General features: G+C 64.9%; 18 protein-coding genes. 10 read left to right on the forward strand and 8 right to left on the reverse strand.

Going from position 1 to position 17,383, the window contains the following annotated elements; genetic code table 11:
* Nucleotides 1-7: 7 nt before the first annotated feature.
* The 3 genes from AB4136_RS12420 (at nucleotide 8) to AB4136_RS12430 (ending at nucleotide 1,707) form a co-directional block, all read left to right on the forward strand.
* Entirely contained in the window at nucleotides 8-598 is a 591-nt protein-coding gene (locus AB4136_RS12420) for an NADPH-dependent FMN reductase (protein ID WP_024922604.1), read from the forward strand.
* Nucleotides 595-1,287 (forward strand): orotidine-5'-phosphate decarboxylase, encoded by a 693-nt coding sequence (gene pyrF, locus AB4136_RS12425; RefSeq protein ID WP_024922605.1) that lies wholly within the window; start codon nucleotides 595-597, stop codon nucleotides 1,285-1,287. The genes AB4136_RS12420 and pyrF overlap by 4 nt, the downstream gene beginning before the upstream one ends.
* Before the next feature lie 132 nt (nucleotides 1,288-1,419).
* Nucleotides 1,420-1,707, forward strand: coding sequence for a DUF1330 domain-containing protein (locus AB4136_RS12430; RefSeq protein WP_024922606.1), 288 nt, complete (start codon nucleotides 1,420-1,422; stop codon nucleotides 1,705-1,707).
* 12 nt (nucleotides 1,708-1,719) lie between these two features.
* Here AB4136_RS12430 and AB4136_RS12435 read toward each other — a convergent pair whose 3' ends face one another.
* Nucleotides 1,720-2,808: a citrate synthase/methylcitrate synthase gene (locus AB4136_RS12435; RefSeq protein WP_024922607.1), complete on the reverse strand. Its 1,089-nt coding sequence runs from the start codon at nucleotides 2,806-2,808 to the stop codon at nucleotides 1,720-1,722.
* 78 nt (nucleotides 2,809-2,886) lie between these two features.
* Between AB4136_RS12435 and AB4136_RS12440 the strand changes: the two genes are divergently transcribed.
* The gene (locus tag AB4136_RS12440) at nucleotides 2,887-4,026 is read left to right on the forward strand and encodes a citrate synthase (protein WP_024922608.1); all 1,140 of its coding nucleotides are present in this window, start codon (nucleotides 2,887-2,889) and stop codon (nucleotides 4,024-4,026) included.
* Between the two features lie 2 nt (nucleotides 4,027-4,028).
* On the opposite strand, the gene AB4136_RS12445 is transcribed toward AB4136_RS12440, so the two are convergent.
* From AB4136_RS12445 to AB4136_RS12475, 7 genes are all read right to left on the reverse strand, one after another.
* Nucleotides 4,029-5,075, reverse strand: a complete 1,047-nt coding sequence (locus AB4136_RS12445) for a polysaccharide deacetylase family protein (protein WP_024922609.1) — start codon at nucleotides 5,073-5,075, stop codon at nucleotides 4,029-4,031.
* A gap of 232 nt (nucleotides 5,076-5,307) precedes the next feature.
* Nucleotides 5,308-5,781 carry a hypothetical protein gene (locus AB4136_RS12450; protein WP_024922610.1) on the reverse strand — a complete coding sequence of 158 codons (474 nt, stop codon included), beginning with the start codon at nucleotides 5,779-5,781 and terminating at the stop codon, nucleotides 5,308-5,310.
* A 34-nt stretch (nucleotides 5,782-5,815) separates the two neighbouring features.
* On the reverse strand, nucleotides 5,816-6,886 hold the full coding sequence (locus AB4136_RS12455; RefSeq protein ID WP_024922611.1) for a D-TA family PLP-dependent enzyme: 1,071 nt from the start codon (nucleotides 6,884-6,886) through the stop codon (nucleotides 5,816-5,818).
* 38 nt (nucleotides 6,887-6,924) lie between these two features.
* Nucleotides 6,925-8,349: a GH1 family beta-glucosidase gene (locus AB4136_RS12460; RefSeq protein WP_024922612.1), complete on the reverse strand. Its 1,425-nt coding sequence runs from the start codon at nucleotides 8,347-8,349 to the stop codon at nucleotides 6,925-6,927.
* A 2-nt stretch (nucleotides 8,350-8,351) separates the two neighbouring features.
* Nucleotides 8,352-9,233, reverse strand: a complete 882-nt coding sequence (locus AB4136_RS12465; RefSeq protein WP_024922613.1) for a MurR/RpiR family transcriptional regulator — start codon at nucleotides 9,231-9,233, stop codon at nucleotides 8,352-8,354.
* A complete protein-coding gene (locus AB4136_RS12470) occupies nucleotides 9,230-10,291 on the reverse strand; it encodes an ABC transporter ATP-binding protein (protein ID WP_024922614.1) in 1,062 nt (353 codons plus the stop codon). The genes AB4136_RS12465 and AB4136_RS12470 overlap by 4 nt, the downstream gene beginning before the upstream one ends.
* Before the next feature lie 6 nt (nucleotides 10,292-10,297).
* Nucleotides 10,298-11,065, reverse strand: a complete 768-nt coding sequence (locus AB4136_RS12475; protein ID WP_024922615.1) for an SDR family oxidoreductase — start codon at nucleotides 11,063-11,065, stop codon at nucleotides 10,298-10,300.
* 180 nt (nucleotides 11,066-11,245) lie between these two features.
* Between AB4136_RS12475 and AB4136_RS12480 the strand changes: the two genes are divergently transcribed.
* From AB4136_RS12480 to AB4136_RS12505, 6 genes are all read left to right on the forward strand, one after another.
* Entirely contained in the window at nucleotides 11,246-12,475 is a 1,230-nt protein-coding gene (locus tag AB4136_RS12480; RefSeq protein ID WP_024922616.1) for an ABC transporter substrate-binding protein, read from the forward strand.
* A 284-nt stretch (nucleotides 12,476-12,759) separates the two neighbouring features.
* Complete coding sequence (locus tag AB4136_RS12485; protein WP_024922618.1) at nucleotides 12,760-13,629, forward strand: carbohydrate ABC transporter permease; 870 nt, start codon at nucleotides 12,760-12,762, stop codon at nucleotides 13,627-13,629.
* A complete protein-coding gene (locus AB4136_RS12490) occupies nucleotides 13,626-14,453 on the forward strand; it encodes a carbohydrate ABC transporter permease (protein WP_024922619.1) in 828 nt (275 codons plus the stop codon). Before AB4136_RS12485 ends, AB4136_RS12490 begins: the two co-directional genes overlap by 4 nt.
* Before the next feature lie 17 nt (nucleotides 14,454-14,470).
* The gene (locus AB4136_RS12495; protein WP_024922620.1) at nucleotides 14,471-14,842 is read left to right on the forward strand and encodes a RidA family protein; all 372 of its coding nucleotides are present in this window, start codon (nucleotides 14,471-14,473) and stop codon (nucleotides 14,840-14,842) included.
* Between the two features lie 72 nt (nucleotides 14,843-14,914).
* The gene (locus AB4136_RS12500; RefSeq protein ID WP_137900290.1) at nucleotides 14,915-16,399 is read left to right on the forward strand and encodes a M81 family metallopeptidase; all 1,485 of its coding nucleotides are present in this window, start codon (nucleotides 14,915-14,917) and stop codon (nucleotides 16,397-16,399) included.
* A gap of 336 nt (nucleotides 16,400-16,735) precedes the next feature.
* Entirely contained in the window at nucleotides 16,736-17,287 is a 552-nt protein-coding gene (locus tag AB4136_RS12505; RefSeq protein WP_244431155.1) for an invasion associated locus B family protein, read from the forward strand.
* Nucleotides 17,288-17,383 lie beyond the last annotated feature (96 nt).

The raw sequence follows: 17,383 nt of genomic DNA on the forward strand, positions 1-17,383 counted from the left end.
TCGCCTGATGATCCCCAAAATTCTCGTCTTCGCGGGTTCGGTCCGTAGCGGCGCGTTCAGCGGCAGGACCGCCGACGCAGCGCAGAAGGCGCTGGCCTTGCAGGGCGCCGACGTGACCCGCATTTCGCTGGCTGATTATCCGATGCCGATCTTCGACGAGGATCTGGAGCGGGAAGAGGGCATCCCCGAAAACGTCATGAAGCTGGCGCGCATGATTGGCGCGCATGACGGGCTGCTCATCGCCACGCCGGAATATAACGGGTCGCTGCCGCCGCTGCTCAAGAATGCCATCGACTGGGTAAGCGTGGTCAGGCATGACGGCGGCCGGCAGTTGAAGCCGCTGGCCGGCAAGGCGGTGGCGCTGTGCTCGTCGTCAAAGGGCCAACATGCCGGCGTGCGCGCCATCAACCATCTGCGCGCGGTGCTGGTACGCTGCCATATGGAGATCGTGACGCCGGAATGCTCGGTGCCGAACGGGGGCAGCGCTTTCGATGCAGAAGGCGGTTTCGCCGACGAGCGGTTGCGCCATGCCATGGATATCGTTGCGCAGGTTCTGATCGAACGCGCCCGAATGCTGTCAGCCAGGGGAGACATATGAGCGATATGCGCGACAAGCTGATCGTCGGCCTCGACCTTCCGACCCTGACCGAGGCCGAGAAGGCGGTGCGCGAACTGGGCGACACCGTCTCCTTCTACAAGATCGGCTACCAGCTCGCCTTTGCCGGCGGGCTCGACTTCGCCCGCGAGCTTGCCGAGGACGGCAAGAAGATCTTCCTCGACATGAAGCTGCTCGACATCGACAACACCGTGGCCAAGGGCGTCGAGAACATCGTCAAGATGGGCATGACCATGCTGACGCTTCACGCCTACCCCAAGGCCATGCGCGCGGCGGTGGAGGCGGCCAAGGGCAGCAATCTGTGCCTGCTGGCGGTGACGGTGCTGACCTCGATGAACGAGCAGGACGTCATCGACGCCGGTTATGAATATGACCCGCATACGCTTGTGCTGCGCCGCGCCGAACAGGCGCTGACCGCCGGCATGGGTGGCATTGTCTGCTCGGCCGAGGAAGCATCGGCGGTGCGCAAGATCGTCGGTCCGGCGATGGCGGTGGTGACGCCGGGCATCCGCCCCGTGGGCTCCGACCGTGGCGACCAGAAGCGCGTGGTGACGCCGGCGGATGCGATCCGCAACGGCTCCAGCCATCTCGTCGTGGCACGCCCGATCGTCGCGGCATCGAACCGCAAGGCCGCGGCCGAGGCGATCCTGGCGGAGATGCGCTCGGCCTGAGCCTTTGGCCCACAAACTTGGCGACGAAGTGGATCACCGCTTTGACGCAAGGGCTTGCGCAACGGCGGTAACTCGGCTCTGACTTGGATGAAACCGCATCTGGACGGCGCGGCGGAGAGCGAGGAGAAGCAGATGCCCAAGGGATATTGGATCGCCCGCGTCGATGTGCGCGATGCGGAGGGTTACAAGGCCTATGTCGAGGCCTCGAAGCTTGCCTTCGACCGGTTTGGCGCGAAGTTCCTGGCGCGCGGCGGCCAGCACGAAAAGGCCGAAGGGCAGGGCCGCGGCCGCAATGTCATCATCGAATTCGAATCGCTGCAGGTAGCGCATGACTGCTACCATTCGCCCGAATATCAGCGTGCCGTGGCCATCCGCCAAAAGGTGGCGGACGGCGAGATCGTTCTGGTCGAAGGGGTCTGACGCCGTCGCCGGTCAGGCGACAAGGTCCGGCACAGGCCCGATATAACGCGATTGCGGGCGCATCAGACGGCCCGTCGCCAGCTGTTCGCGCGCATGCGCGATCCAGCCGGCCGTGCGTCCGGCCGCGAAGACGCAGGTAAAAGCCTCTTCCGGGAACCCCGCCGCCTCGAGCAGCAGCGCGGTGTAGAACTCGACATTGGTCTGCAGGACACGATCGGGCTTGGCGCGCTTCAGCGCGGCAAGCGCTGCCTGCTCGACCGTTTCGGCGAAAGCCAGGCGGCGTCCGGCCTCGCCATCGGGACCGAGCCGGCGCACCACGCTCTTCAGCACGTCGGCGCGCGGGTCGCGTACACGGTAGATGCGGTGGCCAAAGCCCATGATGCGGCGGCCTGCGGCCAGTTCCTTTGAGATCCAGCCGGCGGCGTCGCCGGAGGCGGCGATGGCATCCAGCATGGCGATGACCGGGCCGGGCGCGCCGCCATGCAGAGGGCCTTTCAAGGCGCCAAGCCCCGCGAGTGTCGCGGAGGTCAGGCCGGCCTGGGTCGAGGCCACCACGCGCGCGGCAAAGGTCGAGGCGTTGAGGCCATGATCGCAGACCGTGACGAGATAGGCGTCGAGCGCAGCCGCCAGTTCCGGTTTCGCCGGTTTGCCGGCCAGCATGCGCAGCATGTCGGCGGCATGGGAGGCCTTGGCATCGGGCGCGACCGTCGTTTTGCCCTGGCGCAGCCGCAGCAATGCGGGGGTCAACACCGCAGGCGCCGCGACCAGCCTCAGTGCATCGTCCAATGTGGCGCCGTCCGGCATCAGCGCTGTGCCGGCGCGCATGCCGTCATAGACATCCAATTTGGCAAGGGTCGGCAGCAGCGGGGCGATCCGCTCGAACACCTCGACGCGTGCCTGGCCAAGCCGCGCCGCCAGTTCCTTCGCATCCGGCAGGTCAGCGAAGAAGCCGTCGAACAGAAGGTGCACCGCACCGGCGAAGTCGCGGTGGCCGGCAAGGTCGCGTAGGGCATAGCCCCTTATGGTGAGATGGCCGCCGAGGCCGTCGACCTCGGATAGCACGGTTTCGGCTGCAATCACGTCGTCGAGCCCGCTTGTCATCGTCCGTCTCCTTGATCGTTGTTCGAGACGAGATAATGCTGCTATTGATTGTCATCAATCTTGATCAAGAGAATCAATATGAATGCCTGGCTGACCCGGGACGAAGCGCTGGACAGGCTGGGCGTGCGGCCGCAGACCCTTTACGCCTATGTCAGTCGCGGCCAGATCGGCATGCGGCCCGATCCGGCAGATCCGCGCCGCAGCCTCTATCGTTCCGAGGACATCGCTGCTCTGACCACGCGCCGCGCCCGCGGTCGGCGGGTTTCGGCGATCGCCGAAAGCGCGGTGGCCTGGGGCGAACCGGTTTTCGCCACCGCCATTTCCACGGTGATCGGCGGTCGGCTGATCTATCGCGGCAAGGATGCGGTGGAGTTTTCCCGTACAGCGACACTGGAGGAAGCGGCGCGCCTTTTGTGGGCGGCCGATGGTCCGGCGCGTTTCGCGACATCGGGCGCTCCGACCGAGACGGGCCTCGCCCAGGCTTTCGCCGTGCTCGCGGCCTTGGCCGCGAAGGGACAGCCTTCGCTTGGGCGCACGGCAACGGCATTGCAGGCCGACGCGATGCCGGCGATCGCGGCCCTTGCCGGCGCGCTCGGCGCGACGCCGGGAACCGAGCCGGTGCATGCCAGGCTTGCCAGGGGCTGGCGTGTCGAACCGGCGACCGAGGTGATCCGCCGGGTGTTGGTGCTTGTGGCTGACCATGAGCTCAACGCCTCGGCTTTCGCGGCACGGGTGGCCGCCTCGACCGGCGCGCCGCTGGCCGCCTGTCTTCTGGCCGGTCTTTCGACGCTTTATGGCCCACGCCACGGCACCGCCGCCGAAGCCGTCGCCATGCTGGTGGACGATGCGGCGCGGCTTGGCGCGAAAGCCGCCATTGCGCGCTGGATCGACCATGACCGGCCATTGCCGGGCTTCGGCCACATGCTCTACCCGAATGGCGACCCGCGCGCCGCCGGCCTGCTGGCCGACATGGTGCTGGAAGACAATGTCGAGGAATTGCGTCATGCAGCGCACGCCGCGACCGGCAGCGAGCCGACGATCGATTTCGCGCTGGTGGCGTTGACCCGGTCCTATCGCCTGCCCGCCGACGCGCCGATCAGGCTGTTCGCGCTTGGCCGCAGCGTCGGCTGGACTGCGCATGCCATCGAACAGATCGCTTCGGGCAAGCCGATCCGCCCGCGCGCCCGCTATGAAGGGCAGTTGCCGGCAGAGGGATGAATCTAGAGCAGGCGGAACGGAATGCCGGTCAGCAGCGCCTTCACATAGCGCCGCTTCTGGTAGTGGCCGTTGAGCGAGACCCGCGACAGCGCCGTCGGTCGCTCCAGGCTGGTCGCGTCGAGCACGCCGGGCCGCGTCGTCACCGCCAGCTGGATGCCCGCCTTGGCCACCGCGTCGAATTCGCGTGGCGTCACCGCGACCTTGGTTCCATAGGGATAGGCGAAGGTCGTCGGCCGGCGCCCGATATAGGTTTCCACCGCCGCGATCGACCCGGAAATCTCGTCGGCGAGGCGGTCGGCGCCGACACGCGCCATGTTGATATGGGTCTGCGTATGGGCCCCGAAACGGGCGAGCGGGTCGGCGGCAAGCGCGCGCAGTTCGTCGGCGTTCATGATCAACTGGTCGACGATGGAGAGCGGTTCGATCATGCGCGAGCGCGCGGCCCGGTCGATCTGCGCCACCGCAACGTCTTCGTCGTTTGAGTGGACGTAGTGTACGATGCGCTCATAGGCGTCCTGCTTGCGGCTTGGCGTGTCGGTCAGCACCGTCTCGCCGCCACCGCCGAAGTCGAATTCGAACTTGTCCTTCGAGCGGGTCAGCACCTTGGCGGTCTCCCACCATATGGAGCGGGTGCGCTCGACGAAGCCCTTGGCGATGAAGATGGTGTAGGGCACGTGGTGCCGGCGGAACACCGGCGCGGCATGCTCGGCATTGTCGCGGAAGCCGTCGTCCAGCGTGAACACGACGAAGCGGCGCTTGTCCTGCCTGTCGGCGAGCAGTGCCGGCAGATCGTCCAGCGCCACCGGCGTCAGGCCGGTTCCGACGCAGACCCGGATCGCCTCGTCCAGGAATTCAGGCGTCACCGACAGCGTCGCGTTCGGGTCGAAGCCGCCGCGCCGGGCTGGGCGCACATGATGCAGGGTGAGAATGACGCCGCGACCCGCCGCCGCCGGCCACAGCGCACCTGCCCTGGTCAGGGCTACCCCTTCGAGGCCAGCGCGGATGGCGCCATGTTTCAGAAACCGCTTGGCCGAATTTTTCAGCGACATGCCGGCGCCCCGTCCGCGAAGCTGGCGGCATTGGCAAGGCGGCCTTCCGATCCAGGATGGCGTTGCACGGACATTCCTCGGCTCTGCTACGCGCCCGCGGAATGCAGGACGCGTCGATGGCCGATGGCACGGCCGCTGAAAGCCTATTCCAGCGCCAGTTAATAAACTGCCCGTGCAGCGCTACGTTTTGGGTGTCATCGCCTTGCCGGGCAAGGCGATGCCCGCAACCGCCTCAGCGGTATTTCATGTAGCCGACAAAGCCGGCGATGCGCCAACGGTCGCCATCGTTGCGGCAGAAATAGAGCGTCTGCCAGTTCAGCCGGTCGCTGCCGCCATCGGCCAGCGGCACGGTGCCGTCGAACTTCTTGTGCGCCACCGCGACATTGCCGTTGATCTCGATGCGGTTGAGCGTCACCGCCTTGAGCAGGGCCGATGGCAACGGCTCGGCATAGGCGACGGCGGCGGATTCGGCCGCCTGGCGCAGCCATTCGTCGCGATAGGCCTGCAGCGTCGGGAAGGCGGCGTTCCAATCGTCCTGGTTGGGAGAATTGTGGGCATGGATGCCGAGGAAGCGCACCTCGTCGAAATCATTGGCCACCATCGACCAATCCTGCGCGGCAAAGGCCTCGAAGTCGCGCGGCATCAGCATCTCCCAGATGAAGGCGCGGTCGGCGTCGCCGGCAAAGGGGTTCTTGGTCTCGGTCATGTCGGCTCCGGTAAGGTTCGTCTGCAGAAATGGTTCAGGAGAGTTTGCCGCGCGCGGCGACGGGCAGGATGTCGACGACGCGGTCGCCGGAAATCAGATAGACCTCGTCGAACAGATTGGTGACGACGCAGGCATGGTCGGGCAACACGCGCACGCGGTCGCCGACGGCAAGCCTGGCGCCGCCGCTGAGTTCGACCTTGCCATGCTCTTCGCTCAAGGCCGTGACGCGCGCGCCGGGGATGCCGACCAGTTCGCCATGGTCCGGCAGGCCGAGCAGGTCGCTCGACAGTGCCTTCGAGCCGCTGTCGAGGATGGCGCGGGTCGGCGTTGGTGCGGAGACGACGGTGGCGAGCACGGTCAGCGCGCAATCGTCCGCGCTGGCCGCACCCTTCTCGACCTGGTAGCGGTCCATATAGATGTAGGTGCCGGGCCGGTATTCGGTAACGATGGCTGCGTCCTGCCTGCGCCACATGTCGGGCGTGCCGCCGCTGGTCACGGTCTCGCAGGCGAAGCCTTCCTTTGCCAGCAGGTCGCGGGCGTCGGCGAGCCAGGTTTCCGCGGCTTCCGGCGCGCCGGCGGCGGGATAGGTCATCAGGCCGCCGAAGGTCAGGCCGGGCGCCGAAGCGATCTGCTTTGCCAGCGTCAGCGCTTGCTCAGCCGTCTGCACGCCGCAGCGGGCGGCACCCGTGTCGCATTCGATCAGCACTTTCAGCGGGCGGCTAGCGTCCGTGAACATTTCAGCGAGCCCGGCGACGGTGGTCGCGCTGTCGGCGGTCACCGAAAGCGTCACGCGCCGATGCAGGGCCAGCAGCCGCTCCAGCTTCGCCTTGCCGATGATGTTGTAGGGCAGGAAGATGTCGGTCAGCCCGGCATCCGCCATCACCTCGGCCTCGCCGATCTTCTGGCAGGTGATGCCGGCGGCGCCGGCTTCGACCTGCTTTTTCGCGAAATAGGGCAATTTGTGCGTCTTGATATGCGGCCTGAGCTTCACGCCCGCCGCATCGGCAGCAGCCTGGGCGCGGGCGATGTTGCGCTCGGCGCGGTCGAGATCGATCAGCACGGCAGGCGTGTCGATTTCGGCGATGGTTTTCGGGCGTGGGCTCATCTTTTTGTCTCTTGTCGGCAGAAACGGTTGTCGATCTTTCAAACCTGGCCGGTGGCGGAGCGCCAGCTCTCGATCAGCTCCCGGTACCAGCGGGCACTCGATTTCAGCGTTCGCTGCTGGGTGGCGAAATCGACATACACGATGCCCCACCGCTTGGTGTAGCCAAGTTCCCATTCGAAATGGTCCAGGAACGACCAGACGAAGTAGCCATCGACACGAATGCCGGACCGCATCGCTTCAGTCAGCACCTGCAGGTGGCCCGACAGGAAGCGAATTCGCCCCGGATCGTCGACACGGCCGTCTTCGGAGAGCTGGTCTGGCATCGAACAGCCATTTTCGGTGATGACGACAGGCGGCAGCTTATCGCCGTAACGGTCGCGGAGGGCGGTCAGGACCTCGCCGAGGCCACTGGGCACGATCGGCCATCCCATCGTTGTTTCCGCGGCGCCGCCCGTCACCTCAACCTCGAAAGGCTCAAGGGCGGGCGTGGCAGCGGGTTTCAGCGCGGTGACCGTGAGCGGGTGGAAATAGGTCAGACCGAGCCAGTCGATCGGCGCCTTGATGATGTCCAAATCGCCTTCCCGCACCGCGGACCAGTTGGCGTCGGGCAGGGCCTCCAGTTCCTTCGGATAGCGGCCGAGCAGAACGGCATCGGTGACGAGGTTGTTGCGCAGCGCATCGAACAGGACGGTCGCGGCTCTGTCTTCGGGAGCATTCGAGGCGGGCCGGCAGGGTGAGGAATGATTGGTCAGGCCGATTCTGGCATTCGAATGCGCGCGGATCGCCCTTGTCGCCAGGCCATGGCCGAGAAGCAGGTGATGCATCACCGGCAGCGCCGCGCCGGTCGACAGTCGAAAGCCCGGCGCATGCTCGCCAAGCACATAGCTGTGGCGCATCAGCGTATAAGGCTCGGCAATGGTGAACCAGCTGCGGACCCGGTCGCCGAGCCTCCGTGCCACATGTTCTGCGAAGTCGGCGAAGCGTGTGCTGGTTTCACGCGCACACCAGCCTCCGTTCTCCATCAGCGCGGCGGGCATGTCGGAATGGAAAAGCGTGGCGATGGGTTCGATGCCCCGTTCCAGAAGACCGTCGACGAGCCGATCGTAAAAACCGAGGCCCGCTTCATTGACCGCGCCGCTGCCGGTCGGCTGGACCCGGGACCAGCAGACGGAGAAGCGATAGGCGCTGAGGCCCAGTTCGGTCATGATGCCGAGATCCTCGCGCCAGCGATGATAGTGGTTGGCCGAGACGGAACCGTCGCTGCCGTCGACGACGCGGCCGGGCTCTCGCAGGAATCGATCCCAGACCGATTCACCACGCCCATCCTCGGCGAGCGCGCCTTCGACCTGATAGGCGGCGGTCGCGACACCAAACAGAAAGTCGCGCGGGAATGTGGCACCGAGTGCTGCTGGTGTTTCAGCAATCACGCGAGACTGGCCGGAAAGGGTGGAGGGAAGTGCCACGGTCAATCTCCGAGCGGCAGGCGCGGATCGGCCACCTTCAGCGTGTTCACGCTTTGCTTGATCCGGCGCAGATTTTCCAATGCCTTCGATCCCCGCGCTTCGGCGGTTGCCGTGGCGATGATGTCGAGGATGGCCAGCAGCGCGTAGCGCGACGAGGTCGGCTTGTAGATGTTGCCGTCCTCGACCGCCTGGAACGGGATCACCGTTTCGGCCGCCTTGGCGAGCGCGGACTCCGGCGGCGTGACGGCCACGGTGACGGCGCCGTACTGGCGGGCCACCTGCACGGCCTCGACCGTCGAGCGCGCATAGCCCGACACCGAGAAGGCGACCACCGTGGTTTCGGGCGTCGCCACAGACGCATACATGCGCTGCAACTGTCCGTCGACCTGGGCGAGCGCCGACAGGCCGAGCCGGAACAGCCTGTTCTGCATTTCCGTCGCCATCATCGAGGAGATACCGCCGGAGCCGACGCACAGAATATTGCCGGAAACGGCTATGCGCTCGGCGATCTCGATCAGCTTTGGCATGGCGAGGCTGCCGGTGGCGCGCTGGATGGCGGCGATGGCGGATTCGGTGATGGCGGCCGCGATGCGCTGCTCGCGCACGTCGCTGCCGGGCGGCTCGGCCGACAGATACTGGCCGCCGATGGCGATGGCCTGGGCAAGGTAGAACTTGAAATCGCGCAGGCCTTCGCAGCCGAGGCTGCGGCAGAAGCGCGTCACCGTCGGTTCGCTGATGGCGGCCCGCGCGGCGATCTCGGAGATTGCCGCCTTGGAGACGAAATCGGGTTCGGACAGCACCATGCTGGCCAGCCGGCGATCCGACTTGGTGCCGTCCTGCGCCATCATTTGCAGGCGGGTGATGATGTCCGCCGGGCTTTTCACAGCGGCAGGCCCGTTGCCGTGTCGAAAAGATGGATGTTTCGGGGGGCGACGCTGACCGGAAGCTGGTCGCCGGGCTTCACTGCGATGCGGTCGCGGAACACCGCGCGCACCGGGTCGCTGCCGATGGCGCCATAGACATGGGTCTCGGAGCCGGTCGGTTCGACGACGTCGACACGAATGGTGATGGCGCCATCGCCGCCGGCGATAAAATGCTCGGGCCGAATGCCGGCCTCTATGGTGCCGCCAGCGGCTGCGCTGCCGGCAAGCTTCAGCCGGCCGCCGCCCGCAGGCTCGAACCAACCGCCGTCCGATGCCGCTTTCAGCGCCCCGGAAACGAAGCTCATCGATGGCGAGCCGATGAAGGAGGCGACGAACTTGTTTGCCGGCTTGTCATAGAGGTCGAGCGGCCTGCCTACCTGTTGGATACGGCCCTTGTCCATTACCACGATGCGGTCGGCCATGGTCATCGCCTCGATCTGGTCGTGCGTGACATAGACGATGGTGGATTTGAGCCGCTGGTGCAGCGCCTTGATCTCGGTGCGCATCTGCACGCGCAGTTGCGCGTCGAGATTGGAGAGCGGCTCGTCGAACAGGAAGACTGAAGGTTCGCGCACGATGGCGCGACCCATGGCGACACGCTGGCGCTGGCCACCTGAAAGCTGGCGTGGATAGCGGTCGAGATAGGAGAACAGGTTGAGGATGCCGGACGCTTTCTTGACCTTCTCCTCGACCACCGGCCCGCTCTCGCCGCGGATCTTGGGGCCGAAGCCGATGTTCTCCGCCGCTTTCAGATGCGGGAACAGCGCATAGGACTGGAACACCATGGCGATGTTGCGCTTCTGCGGCGGCAGGTTGTTGGACCGCACGCCGCCGACCAGCAGGTCGCCGGCATTGATCGTCTCCAGTCCGGCCAGCATGCGCAAAAGCGTTGACTTGCCGCAGCCCGATGGGCCGACCAGCACGACGAACTCGCCACTGGCGATCTCGAGATTGATGTCCTCCAGAATTTTGTGATGCCCGAAGGACTTTGACAGGTTGCGGAACGAGACGTCGGTCATGTCTGGCTAACCTCCCAGAATGTCGTCGATGAATGGCAGATAGCCCGCCGTCAAACCGGCATCGACAGGCATGACGACGCCGGTGATGCCCGAGGCGCGCTCTGAAGCGAGGAAGGCGACGGCTTCCGCCACTTCCTTCGCATTGACGATGCGCCCGAGCGGATAGAGCCGCTTCAGTTTGCCGAGAATGTCGGGGTTTTTCTCCAGCCGGTGATCCCAGGCGGCGGTGCGGATCGAGCCGGGGCACACGACATTGGCGCGCACGCCGCTGCGACCAAGCTCGACGGCAAGTGCCTTGGCATAGGCGTTGATGCCGGCCTTGGCGGCGGCATATGCCGGATTGCCGAAATGCGCGATGGCGTTGACCGAGGACACGAAGACGACGCTGCCGCCGCCGCGTTTCGCCATTGCCTTGGTCAGCGGGTCGGCGAAGGTCATCACGCCGGTCAGGTTGAGGTCGAGTTCGCGCTCGATGCTTGCCGCGTTGAGCGCGACAAGCGTCTCGGCGCGGGTCCAGCCGGCGTTGTTGACGAGGATGTCGGGCACGCCATCGCGTTCGACAAGGTTAGCCGCGGCCGTCTCCAGCGCGGCGCGATCCGTCAGGTCGAAGACATGGCGCGAGGCGATCGCCGGATTGCTCAGCGCCTCCATGGACTGGTCGCAGCCGACCACACGTGCGCCGCGCTCAGCAAGCAACGCGACCAGCGCCGAGCCCAGGCCGCCGCCCGCGCCGGTGATCACCACGGTCTTGCCCTGGAACTCTTTGTCGGACATCGCCCGTGCTCTCTCCCCCTGGCTGGACCTTTTCACGGCTAGGCGCAAAAATGTAATTAAGCAACAGAAAAATCTGCTTGAAAGGTGGATTTTGCACGATAATGTAGGAAAGTAACATGAAGGCAAAACCGCATGTTGCGACTCGGGCCGCCGGCCCGCAAAGACAATGGGAGAGATTTTATGAAACTGGCACGATGGACTGCCGGCCTCCTGGCCGGGTTGAGCATGCTGGCGGTGGCCGCACAGGCGGAAGCGGGCGAAGTGCGGGTGACCGTCGCCGAATACAGCTCCAAGACCGGCCCTTATTTCGAAGAGGTCAAGAAGGAATTCGAGGCGGCCAATCCCGGCACGACACTGAAGTTCGAAATAGTTCCGTGGGACGTGTTGCTGCAGAAGCTGACCACCGACATTGCCGCCGGCACCAATGCGGATCTCTCGATCATCGGCACGCGCTGGCTGATCGACTTCGTCCAGCAGGGCGTCGCCGAACCGCTCGACAGCTATGTGACGCCGGATTTCAAGGGCCGCTTCATCGAGACCTTCCTGTCGCCCTCGATCATGGAAGGCAAGACCTACGGTCTGCCGATCGCCGCTTCGGCGCGCGCGCTCTATTACAACAAGGACCTGTTCGACAAAGCCGGCATCAAGAACCCGCCAGCGACCTGGACCGAGCTTCAGGAGGACGCCCGCAAGATCAAGGCCAACGGCGCCTTCGGTTACGGCATCCAGGGCAAAGAGATCGAGACCGACGTCTATTATTATTACGCGATGTGGTCGTTCGGCACCGAAATCCTCAACAAGGATGGCACTTCCGGCCTGAGCACGCCCGGAGCGCTTGAGGCGGCCAAACTCTACAAGTCGATGATCGACGAAGGACTGACCCAGCCCGGTGTCACCTCGATGAACCGCGAGGACGTCATGGCCCTGTTCAAGCAGGGCAAGGTCGGCATGATGGTCACCGCGCCCTTCATGATGAACCAGCTCAAGGACGAGGCGCCGAACCTGAAATACGGCGTTGCCGCCATCCCGGCCGGTCCGACAGGCGCGCGCGGCACCTACGGCGTCACCGACTCCATCATCATGTTCAAGAATTCCAAGAACAAGGATGAGGCCTGGAAACTGCTCGACTTCCTGTTCACCACAAAGCAGCGCGCCAAGTTCACTCAGAACGAAGGCTTCCTGCCGGTGAACAAGGAAGAGGCCAAGATGCCGTATTATGTCGACAATGCCGGTCTTGCCGCCTTTACAGCACTGCTGCCCGAAGCCCGCTTCGCTCCGGTCATCCCGGGTTGGGAGGAGATCGCGCAGATCACCAGCGACGCTGTGCAGAAGATCTATCTCGGCCAGGGTGAGCCGGAGGCGACGCTGAAGGACGCCGCCGCCAAGGCAAACGGCGTGCTGAAGAAGTAGCAGCCGACGGCGCGCCCGGTTTCGCCGGGCGTGCCACGGCACGGCGAAGAATGCGGCACCAACCAGGCCGCCGCGCCTTCTCTCGCCCGATCTCCGCTTCGTCCGGCATCCTTCCGCATCAGAAGAGGGAACCGGTCAGGTCCACCGCGGCGCCGGTCTCGTTGCCTCCCTTCGAGGTCGTCGCCCAGGTGGACCTGATCGTTGGGCGGTCGCTTCCGCAGGACGGAAGCGGCTTCGTGAAGCGGGATCGGGCGAGGCCCCAACCGGATTAGACAGATTTTCGCATGCACAATCGCGCGCTGCCCTATCTGCTCACCTTGCCCAGCCTGTTTCTGGCTGCGGTGGTCATCTTCTGGCCGGTCTACGACCTGATCCAGATATCGACCCACGATGTCAGTCGTTTTGGCCAGCTGCGTGACTTCATCGGCTTTGCCAATTTCGCAGCCCTTGCGGGCGATCCCGACTTCATGGCCGCACTGTGGCGCACCGGCCTGTGGACGCTTTCGGTCGTCGCCGGCGCGCTGATCCTGTCGGTCCCCGTAGCGATGATCCTGAATTCCGACTTCTACGGCCGCGGTCTCGCCCGCATCATCATCATGCTGCCCTGGGCGGTCTCGCTGACCATGACCGCCGTGGTCTGGCGCTGGGCGCTGAACGGCGAAAGCGGCATGTTGAATTCGGCCCTGATCGGGCTCGGCATCATCGACCAGAACATCCAGTGGCTGGCCAGCGCCGGCACCGCCTTCCCGATGCAGGTGCTGATCGGTATCCTGGTGACGGTGCCGTTCACGGTCACCATCTTCCTCGGCGGTCTGTCCTCGATCCCCGACGATCTCTATGAGGCGGCCGCGCTCGAAGGGGCGTCCCCCTGGCAGCAATTCCGCACCATCACGCTGCCGCTGCTGAAGCCGTTCATCAACATCGCCATCGTGCTGAACATGATCTACGTCTTCAATTCCTTCCCGATCATCTGGGTGATGACGCAGGGCGGGCCCGCCAATTCCACCGACATCCTGGTCACCTATCTCTACAAGCTGGCCTTCCGCGTCGGCAAACTCGGCGAGGCCTCCGCCGTCTCGCTGGTGATGTTCGCCATATTGCTCATCTTCACCATGATCTATGTGCGGCTGGCCATGCGGGAGCGGCAGGCATGAAAAAGAGCAAACTCGTCCGTTCCATAATCGCCTGGCTTTTGCTGGCGCCGTTGATCGTCGTCACGCTGTTTCCCTTCGCGGTGATGTTCCTGACGGCGGTGAAGCCGCGCACCGAGGTTTTGTCTCCGACCTGGTGGCCGAGCGAATTCCGCTGGTCGAACTTCGCCGACATGTGGGTGGCGACCGGTTTCGGCCGGGCGCTCATCAATTCGCTCTACGTTTCGATCCTGGCCACCGTCGGCGCCATCCTGATTTCCATTCCCGCTGCCTATGCCATGTCGCGCTTCCGTTTCGCCGGCTACGGGCTGATGCGGCAGTTCCTGCTGGTCTCGCAGATGATCTCGTCCATCGTGCTGGTGCTCGGCCTGTTCCGGCTGATCGCCGCCTGGGGGCTGATCGAGAGCACGACGGCCGTTGGCGTCGTCTACATGGCCTTCAACGTCGCCTTCACCGTGTGGATGTTGCAGAGCTATTTCGACACCATCCCGCGCGATCTAGAGGAAGCGGCCTGGATGGAAGGGGCCAGCCGCTGGCTCACCCTGCGCAAGGTGTTCCTGCCGCTTTGCCTGCCGGCCATCGCCGTCACCGCCATCTTTACCTTCATCAACGCCTGGAATGAGTTCATCGTGGCATTGACGATCCTGCGCAGTCAGGAGAACTACACGCTGCCCATTCAGGTGTTCGCGCTGGTTGCCGGCCGCTACACCATCGAATGGCATCATGTGATGGCCGCGGCCTTGCTTGCCACGCTGCCGGTGGCGGTGATGTTTGCCTGGCTGCAGCGCTATCTCGTTCGCGGCCTCGCCATCGGCGCGGTCAAATAACAGGAGAAATTTGAGACATGTCACGCAAGCAGGTTTTCGGGTCCTCGCATGTGCCGCTTTCGCCGGCGGTCAGGGCCGGCGACTTCGTTTTCGTCTCGGGTCAGGTGCCGGTGCGCGCCGATGGCACGGTGGTCGATGGCGGTATCGAGCCGCAGACCCGGCAGGTGCTGGAAAACGTCAAGGCGGCGCTGGCGCTGGCCGGCGCCACCATGGACGATGTGGTGAAAACCACCGTTTGGATCGAGGACGCCCGCGACTTCGGCGGCATGAACAAGGTTTATGGCTCCGTCTTCGCCAAGGAGCCACCGGCCCGCACCACGGTGGAATCGCGGTTGATGATCGACATCAAGGTCGAGATCGAGGCCGTTGCCTACGCGCCGGTGAAATAAAGACCGGCACTTGCGCTAGCTTCTCCGCCCAAGCGGCGGAGGGGCACAACTCCCAAGCTGATAGAGTACCCCATGCGTATCTTCACCGCCTCGCTGGCGACCGAAACCAACACCTTCTCCCCCGTGCCGACCGACCGGGCATCCTTCGAGATGGCCTTTTATGCCGGGCCGGGCGAGCATCCGGAAACGCCGACTTTGTGCTCTTCGCCGATCGTCGCGTTGCGCCGTCGCGCCGCTGCCGAAGGGTTGACCGTGATCGAAGGTACGGCGACTTGGGCCGAGCCCGGCGGGCTGGTGCAGCGCCAGACGTTCGAAGCGCTGCGCGACGAAATTCTCGACCAGCTGCGCGCAGCGCTTCCCGTCGACGCCGTCATCCTCGGCCTGCATGGCGCGATGGTGGCGCAAGGCTATGACGATTGCGAGGGCGACCTCTTGGCGCGCGTGCGCGAGATCGTCGGGCCGGATGTCGTGGTCGCTTCCGAGCTCGACCCGCACAGCCATCTGACGCCGAAGCGGGTGGCGGCGGCCAACATCCTGGCCGCCTTCCTCGAATTCCCGCACACCGATTTCTATGAACGCGGCGAACATGTCGTCGAACTCGGCCTCGCCGCCGCGCGTGGCGAGATCAAGCCCGTCATCTCCACCTTCGATTGCCGCATGATCGAGGTGATGCCGACCAGCCGCCAGCCGATGCGCGGTTTCGTCGATCGCATCAAGGCGCTGCACGGCAAGGACGGCATCCTGTCGGTCTCCGTCATCCACGGCTTCATGGCCGCCGACGTGCCGGAGATGGGCGCGCGCGTCATGGTCGTCACCGACAATGACAAGAAGAAGGGCGACGCGCTGGCCGAGCGGCTGGGACGCGAGCTTTACGCGTTGCGCGGGCAGCTCGCCATGCCGATGCTGACGGCGGATCCGGGCATCGACCGCGCGCTTGTCGTGCGCGCTTCCGAGAGAGCAAAGCCGATGGTCATCGCCGATGTCTGGGACAATCCCGGCGGCGGCGTCGCCGGCGACGGCACGTCGCTGCTGCGCGCGATGCTGGCGCGCGGGCTCAAGAATGTCGGCGTCGCCACCATCTGGGACCCGCTCGCCGTCACCTTTTGCCACGCTGCGGGCGAGGGTGCCGTCATCGACCTGCGCTTCGGCGGCAAGGCCGGCCCGCTCGCCGGCGAGCCGATCGACGCCAAGGTGCGCGTGGTCAAGGCCGTCGACGAAGGGTGGCAGAGCTTCGGCCCGAGCCGTGTGACGCTGGGCGCCGCAGCGCTGGTGCGGCTGGAAGGCACCGAGATCGACGTCATCCTCAACACCAACCGCACGCAGACTTTCGAGCCGGATATCTTTTCCAACTTGGGCCTCGATCCGCTGACGAAGGACGTGCTGCTGATCAAGTCGACCAACCATTTCTACGCCGGCTTCGAACCGATCGCCGCCGAGATCATCTATGTGTCGGCGCCGAGCTCCTATCCGAGCGACCCCAGGGCGACCGACTACGCCAAACTGGTGCGGCCGATCTGGCCGCGCGTCAGCGATCCTTGGAAAGACGCGCAGAACTAGGCTGGCCTGGACGGTCGACGTCGCGACGGCCAAACACCCCGCGACGCTGCCCGGCAAAGAGCCGAGGTCGACGGATTGCAACAATGGTCAGGCCGCGCACGCCGGTCGAGATACGATACGGCGTGCGCGACCGAACCCATTCCACCCGAACCCCAGGCGCGGGAAGTCTAGCCAAATTTACCGCGCCAGCGAACTTCCCGCTGAAATACACCCAAAAATAGTTGGAAGTACTGCCGCGCTTGCCCGGGTAGAGCATACGTGTTTGCGTCCGGTTACACTTTGCTGGCGGTCCCGGCTGGTGTAGAGAACGCGCTCGAAACTTCCAGGGACGGGTTGATGACAATGTCGAAAAATATTCGCGGTTTTCTGTCCGGCGGGCGCCGGAGCGTTGCCGCGGCCCTCGTCCTGCTCGGCATGGCGATGCCGGCAATGGGCCAGGAGGCCAAGCTCGATGCGGCAAAGCCGGCCGACGGTGCGCCCTGGTTGATCAATTGCGCCAGCGGGGTTTCGAGCACTGATCTCGAGTGCCAGGCTTCGCAGAACTTGACCGAAACCAAGACCGGCCAGCGCGTGCTGACGCTGACGGTGCGGCGGCAGGGGGAAAAGGGCGAACTGACCTTGCTGCTGGCCTTGCCGCATGGGCTGTTCTTGCCGTCAGGGGTCTCCTACCAGGTCGACGAAGGCGAAAAGGCGACCGCCGCCATCCAGACCAGCGACCAGAACGGCGCCTATGCGGCCGTGCCGCTGGCGCCGGCCCTGCTGAAGACGCTGAAATCCGGCACGACGCTGAGCATCGGCATGGAAGCGGTGACGCGCAAACCTGTCACCATCCCCGTCCCGTTGAAGGGCTTCACCGCCGCCGTCGACAAGATGGTAGCAACGAAGTAGCGGCTTGAACGCCGCGCTTCCTGTCGGGCGCGAAAAGGACACTCCAGCAGTTTGGCACAGCGGCTGGTTCGTTCCGAAAAGCGAACCCGATTTTCG

It is taken from the genome of Mesorhizobium sp. 2RAF21 (genome assembly GCF_052115345.1).
Classification (GTDB): domain Bacteria; phylum Pseudomonadota; class Alphaproteobacteria; order Rhizobiales; family Rhizobiaceae; genus Mesorhizobium; species Mesorhizobium terrae.

Excerpts from the sequence above, each read along its gene's own strand:
- AB4136_RS12500 (WP_137900290.1), top strand. The coding sequence starts at position 14,915 with ATGCGTATCTTCACCGCCTCGCTGGCGACCGAAACCAACACCTTCTCC.
- AB4136_RS12440 (WP_024922608.1), top strand. The coding sequence starts at position 2,887 with ATGAATGCCTGGCTGACCCGGGACGAAGCGCTGGACAGGCTGGGCGTG.
- AB4136_RS12495 (WP_024922620.1), top strand. The coding sequence starts at position 14,471 with ATGTCACGCAAGCAGGTTTTCGGGTCCTCGCATGTGCCGCTTTCGCCG.
- AB4136_RS12420 (WP_024922604.1), top strand. The coding sequence starts at position 8 with ATGATCCCCAAAATTCTCGTCTTCGCGGGTTCGGTCCGTAGCGGCGCG.
- AB4136_RS12470 (WP_024922614.1), bottom strand. The coding sequence starts at position 10,291 with ATGACCGACGTCTCGTTCCGCAACCTGTCAAAGTCCTTCGGGCATCAC.
- AB4136_RS12435 (WP_024922607.1), bottom strand. The coding sequence starts at position 2,808 with ATGACAAGCGGGCTCGACGACGTGATTGCAGCCGAAACCGTGCTATCC.
- AB4136_RS12505 (WP_244431155.1), top strand. The coding sequence starts at position 16,736 with ATGACAATGTCGAAAAATATTCGCGGTTTTCTGTCCGGCGGGCGCCGG.
- AB4136_RS12485 (WP_024922618.1), top strand. The coding sequence starts at position 12,760 with ATGCACAATCGCGCGCTGCCCTATCTGCTCACCTTGCCCAGCCTGTTT.
- AB4136_RS12450 (WP_024922610.1), bottom strand. The coding sequence starts at position 5,781 with ATGACCGAGACCAAGAACCCCTTTGCCGGCGACGCCGACCGCGCCTTC.
- AB4136_RS12455 (WP_024922611.1), bottom strand. The coding sequence starts at position 6,886 with ATGAGCCCACGCCCGAAAACCATCGCCGAAATCGACACGCCTGCCGTG.
- pyrF (WP_024922605.1), top strand. The coding sequence starts at position 595 with ATGAGCGATATGCGCGACAAGCTGATCGTCGGCCTCGACCTTCCGACC.
- AB4136_RS12490 (WP_024922619.1), top strand. The coding sequence starts at position 13,626 with ATGAAAAAGAGCAAACTCGTCCGTTCCATAATCGCCTGGCTTTTGCTG.
- AB4136_RS12475 (WP_024922615.1), bottom strand. The coding sequence starts at position 11,065 with ATGTCCGACAAAGAGTTCCAGGGCAAGACCGTGGTGATCACCGGCGCG.
- AB4136_RS12480 (WP_024922616.1), top strand. The coding sequence starts at position 11,246 with ATGAAACTGGCACGATGGACTGCCGGCCTCCTGGCCGGGTTGAGCATG.
- AB4136_RS12430 (WP_024922606.1), top strand. The coding sequence starts at position 1,420 with ATGCCCAAGGGATATTGGATCGCCCGCGTCGATGTGCGCGATGCGGAG.
- AB4136_RS12445 (WP_024922609.1), bottom strand. The coding sequence starts at position 5,075 with ATGTCGCTGAAAAATTCGGCCAAGCGGTTTCTGAAACATGGCGCCATC.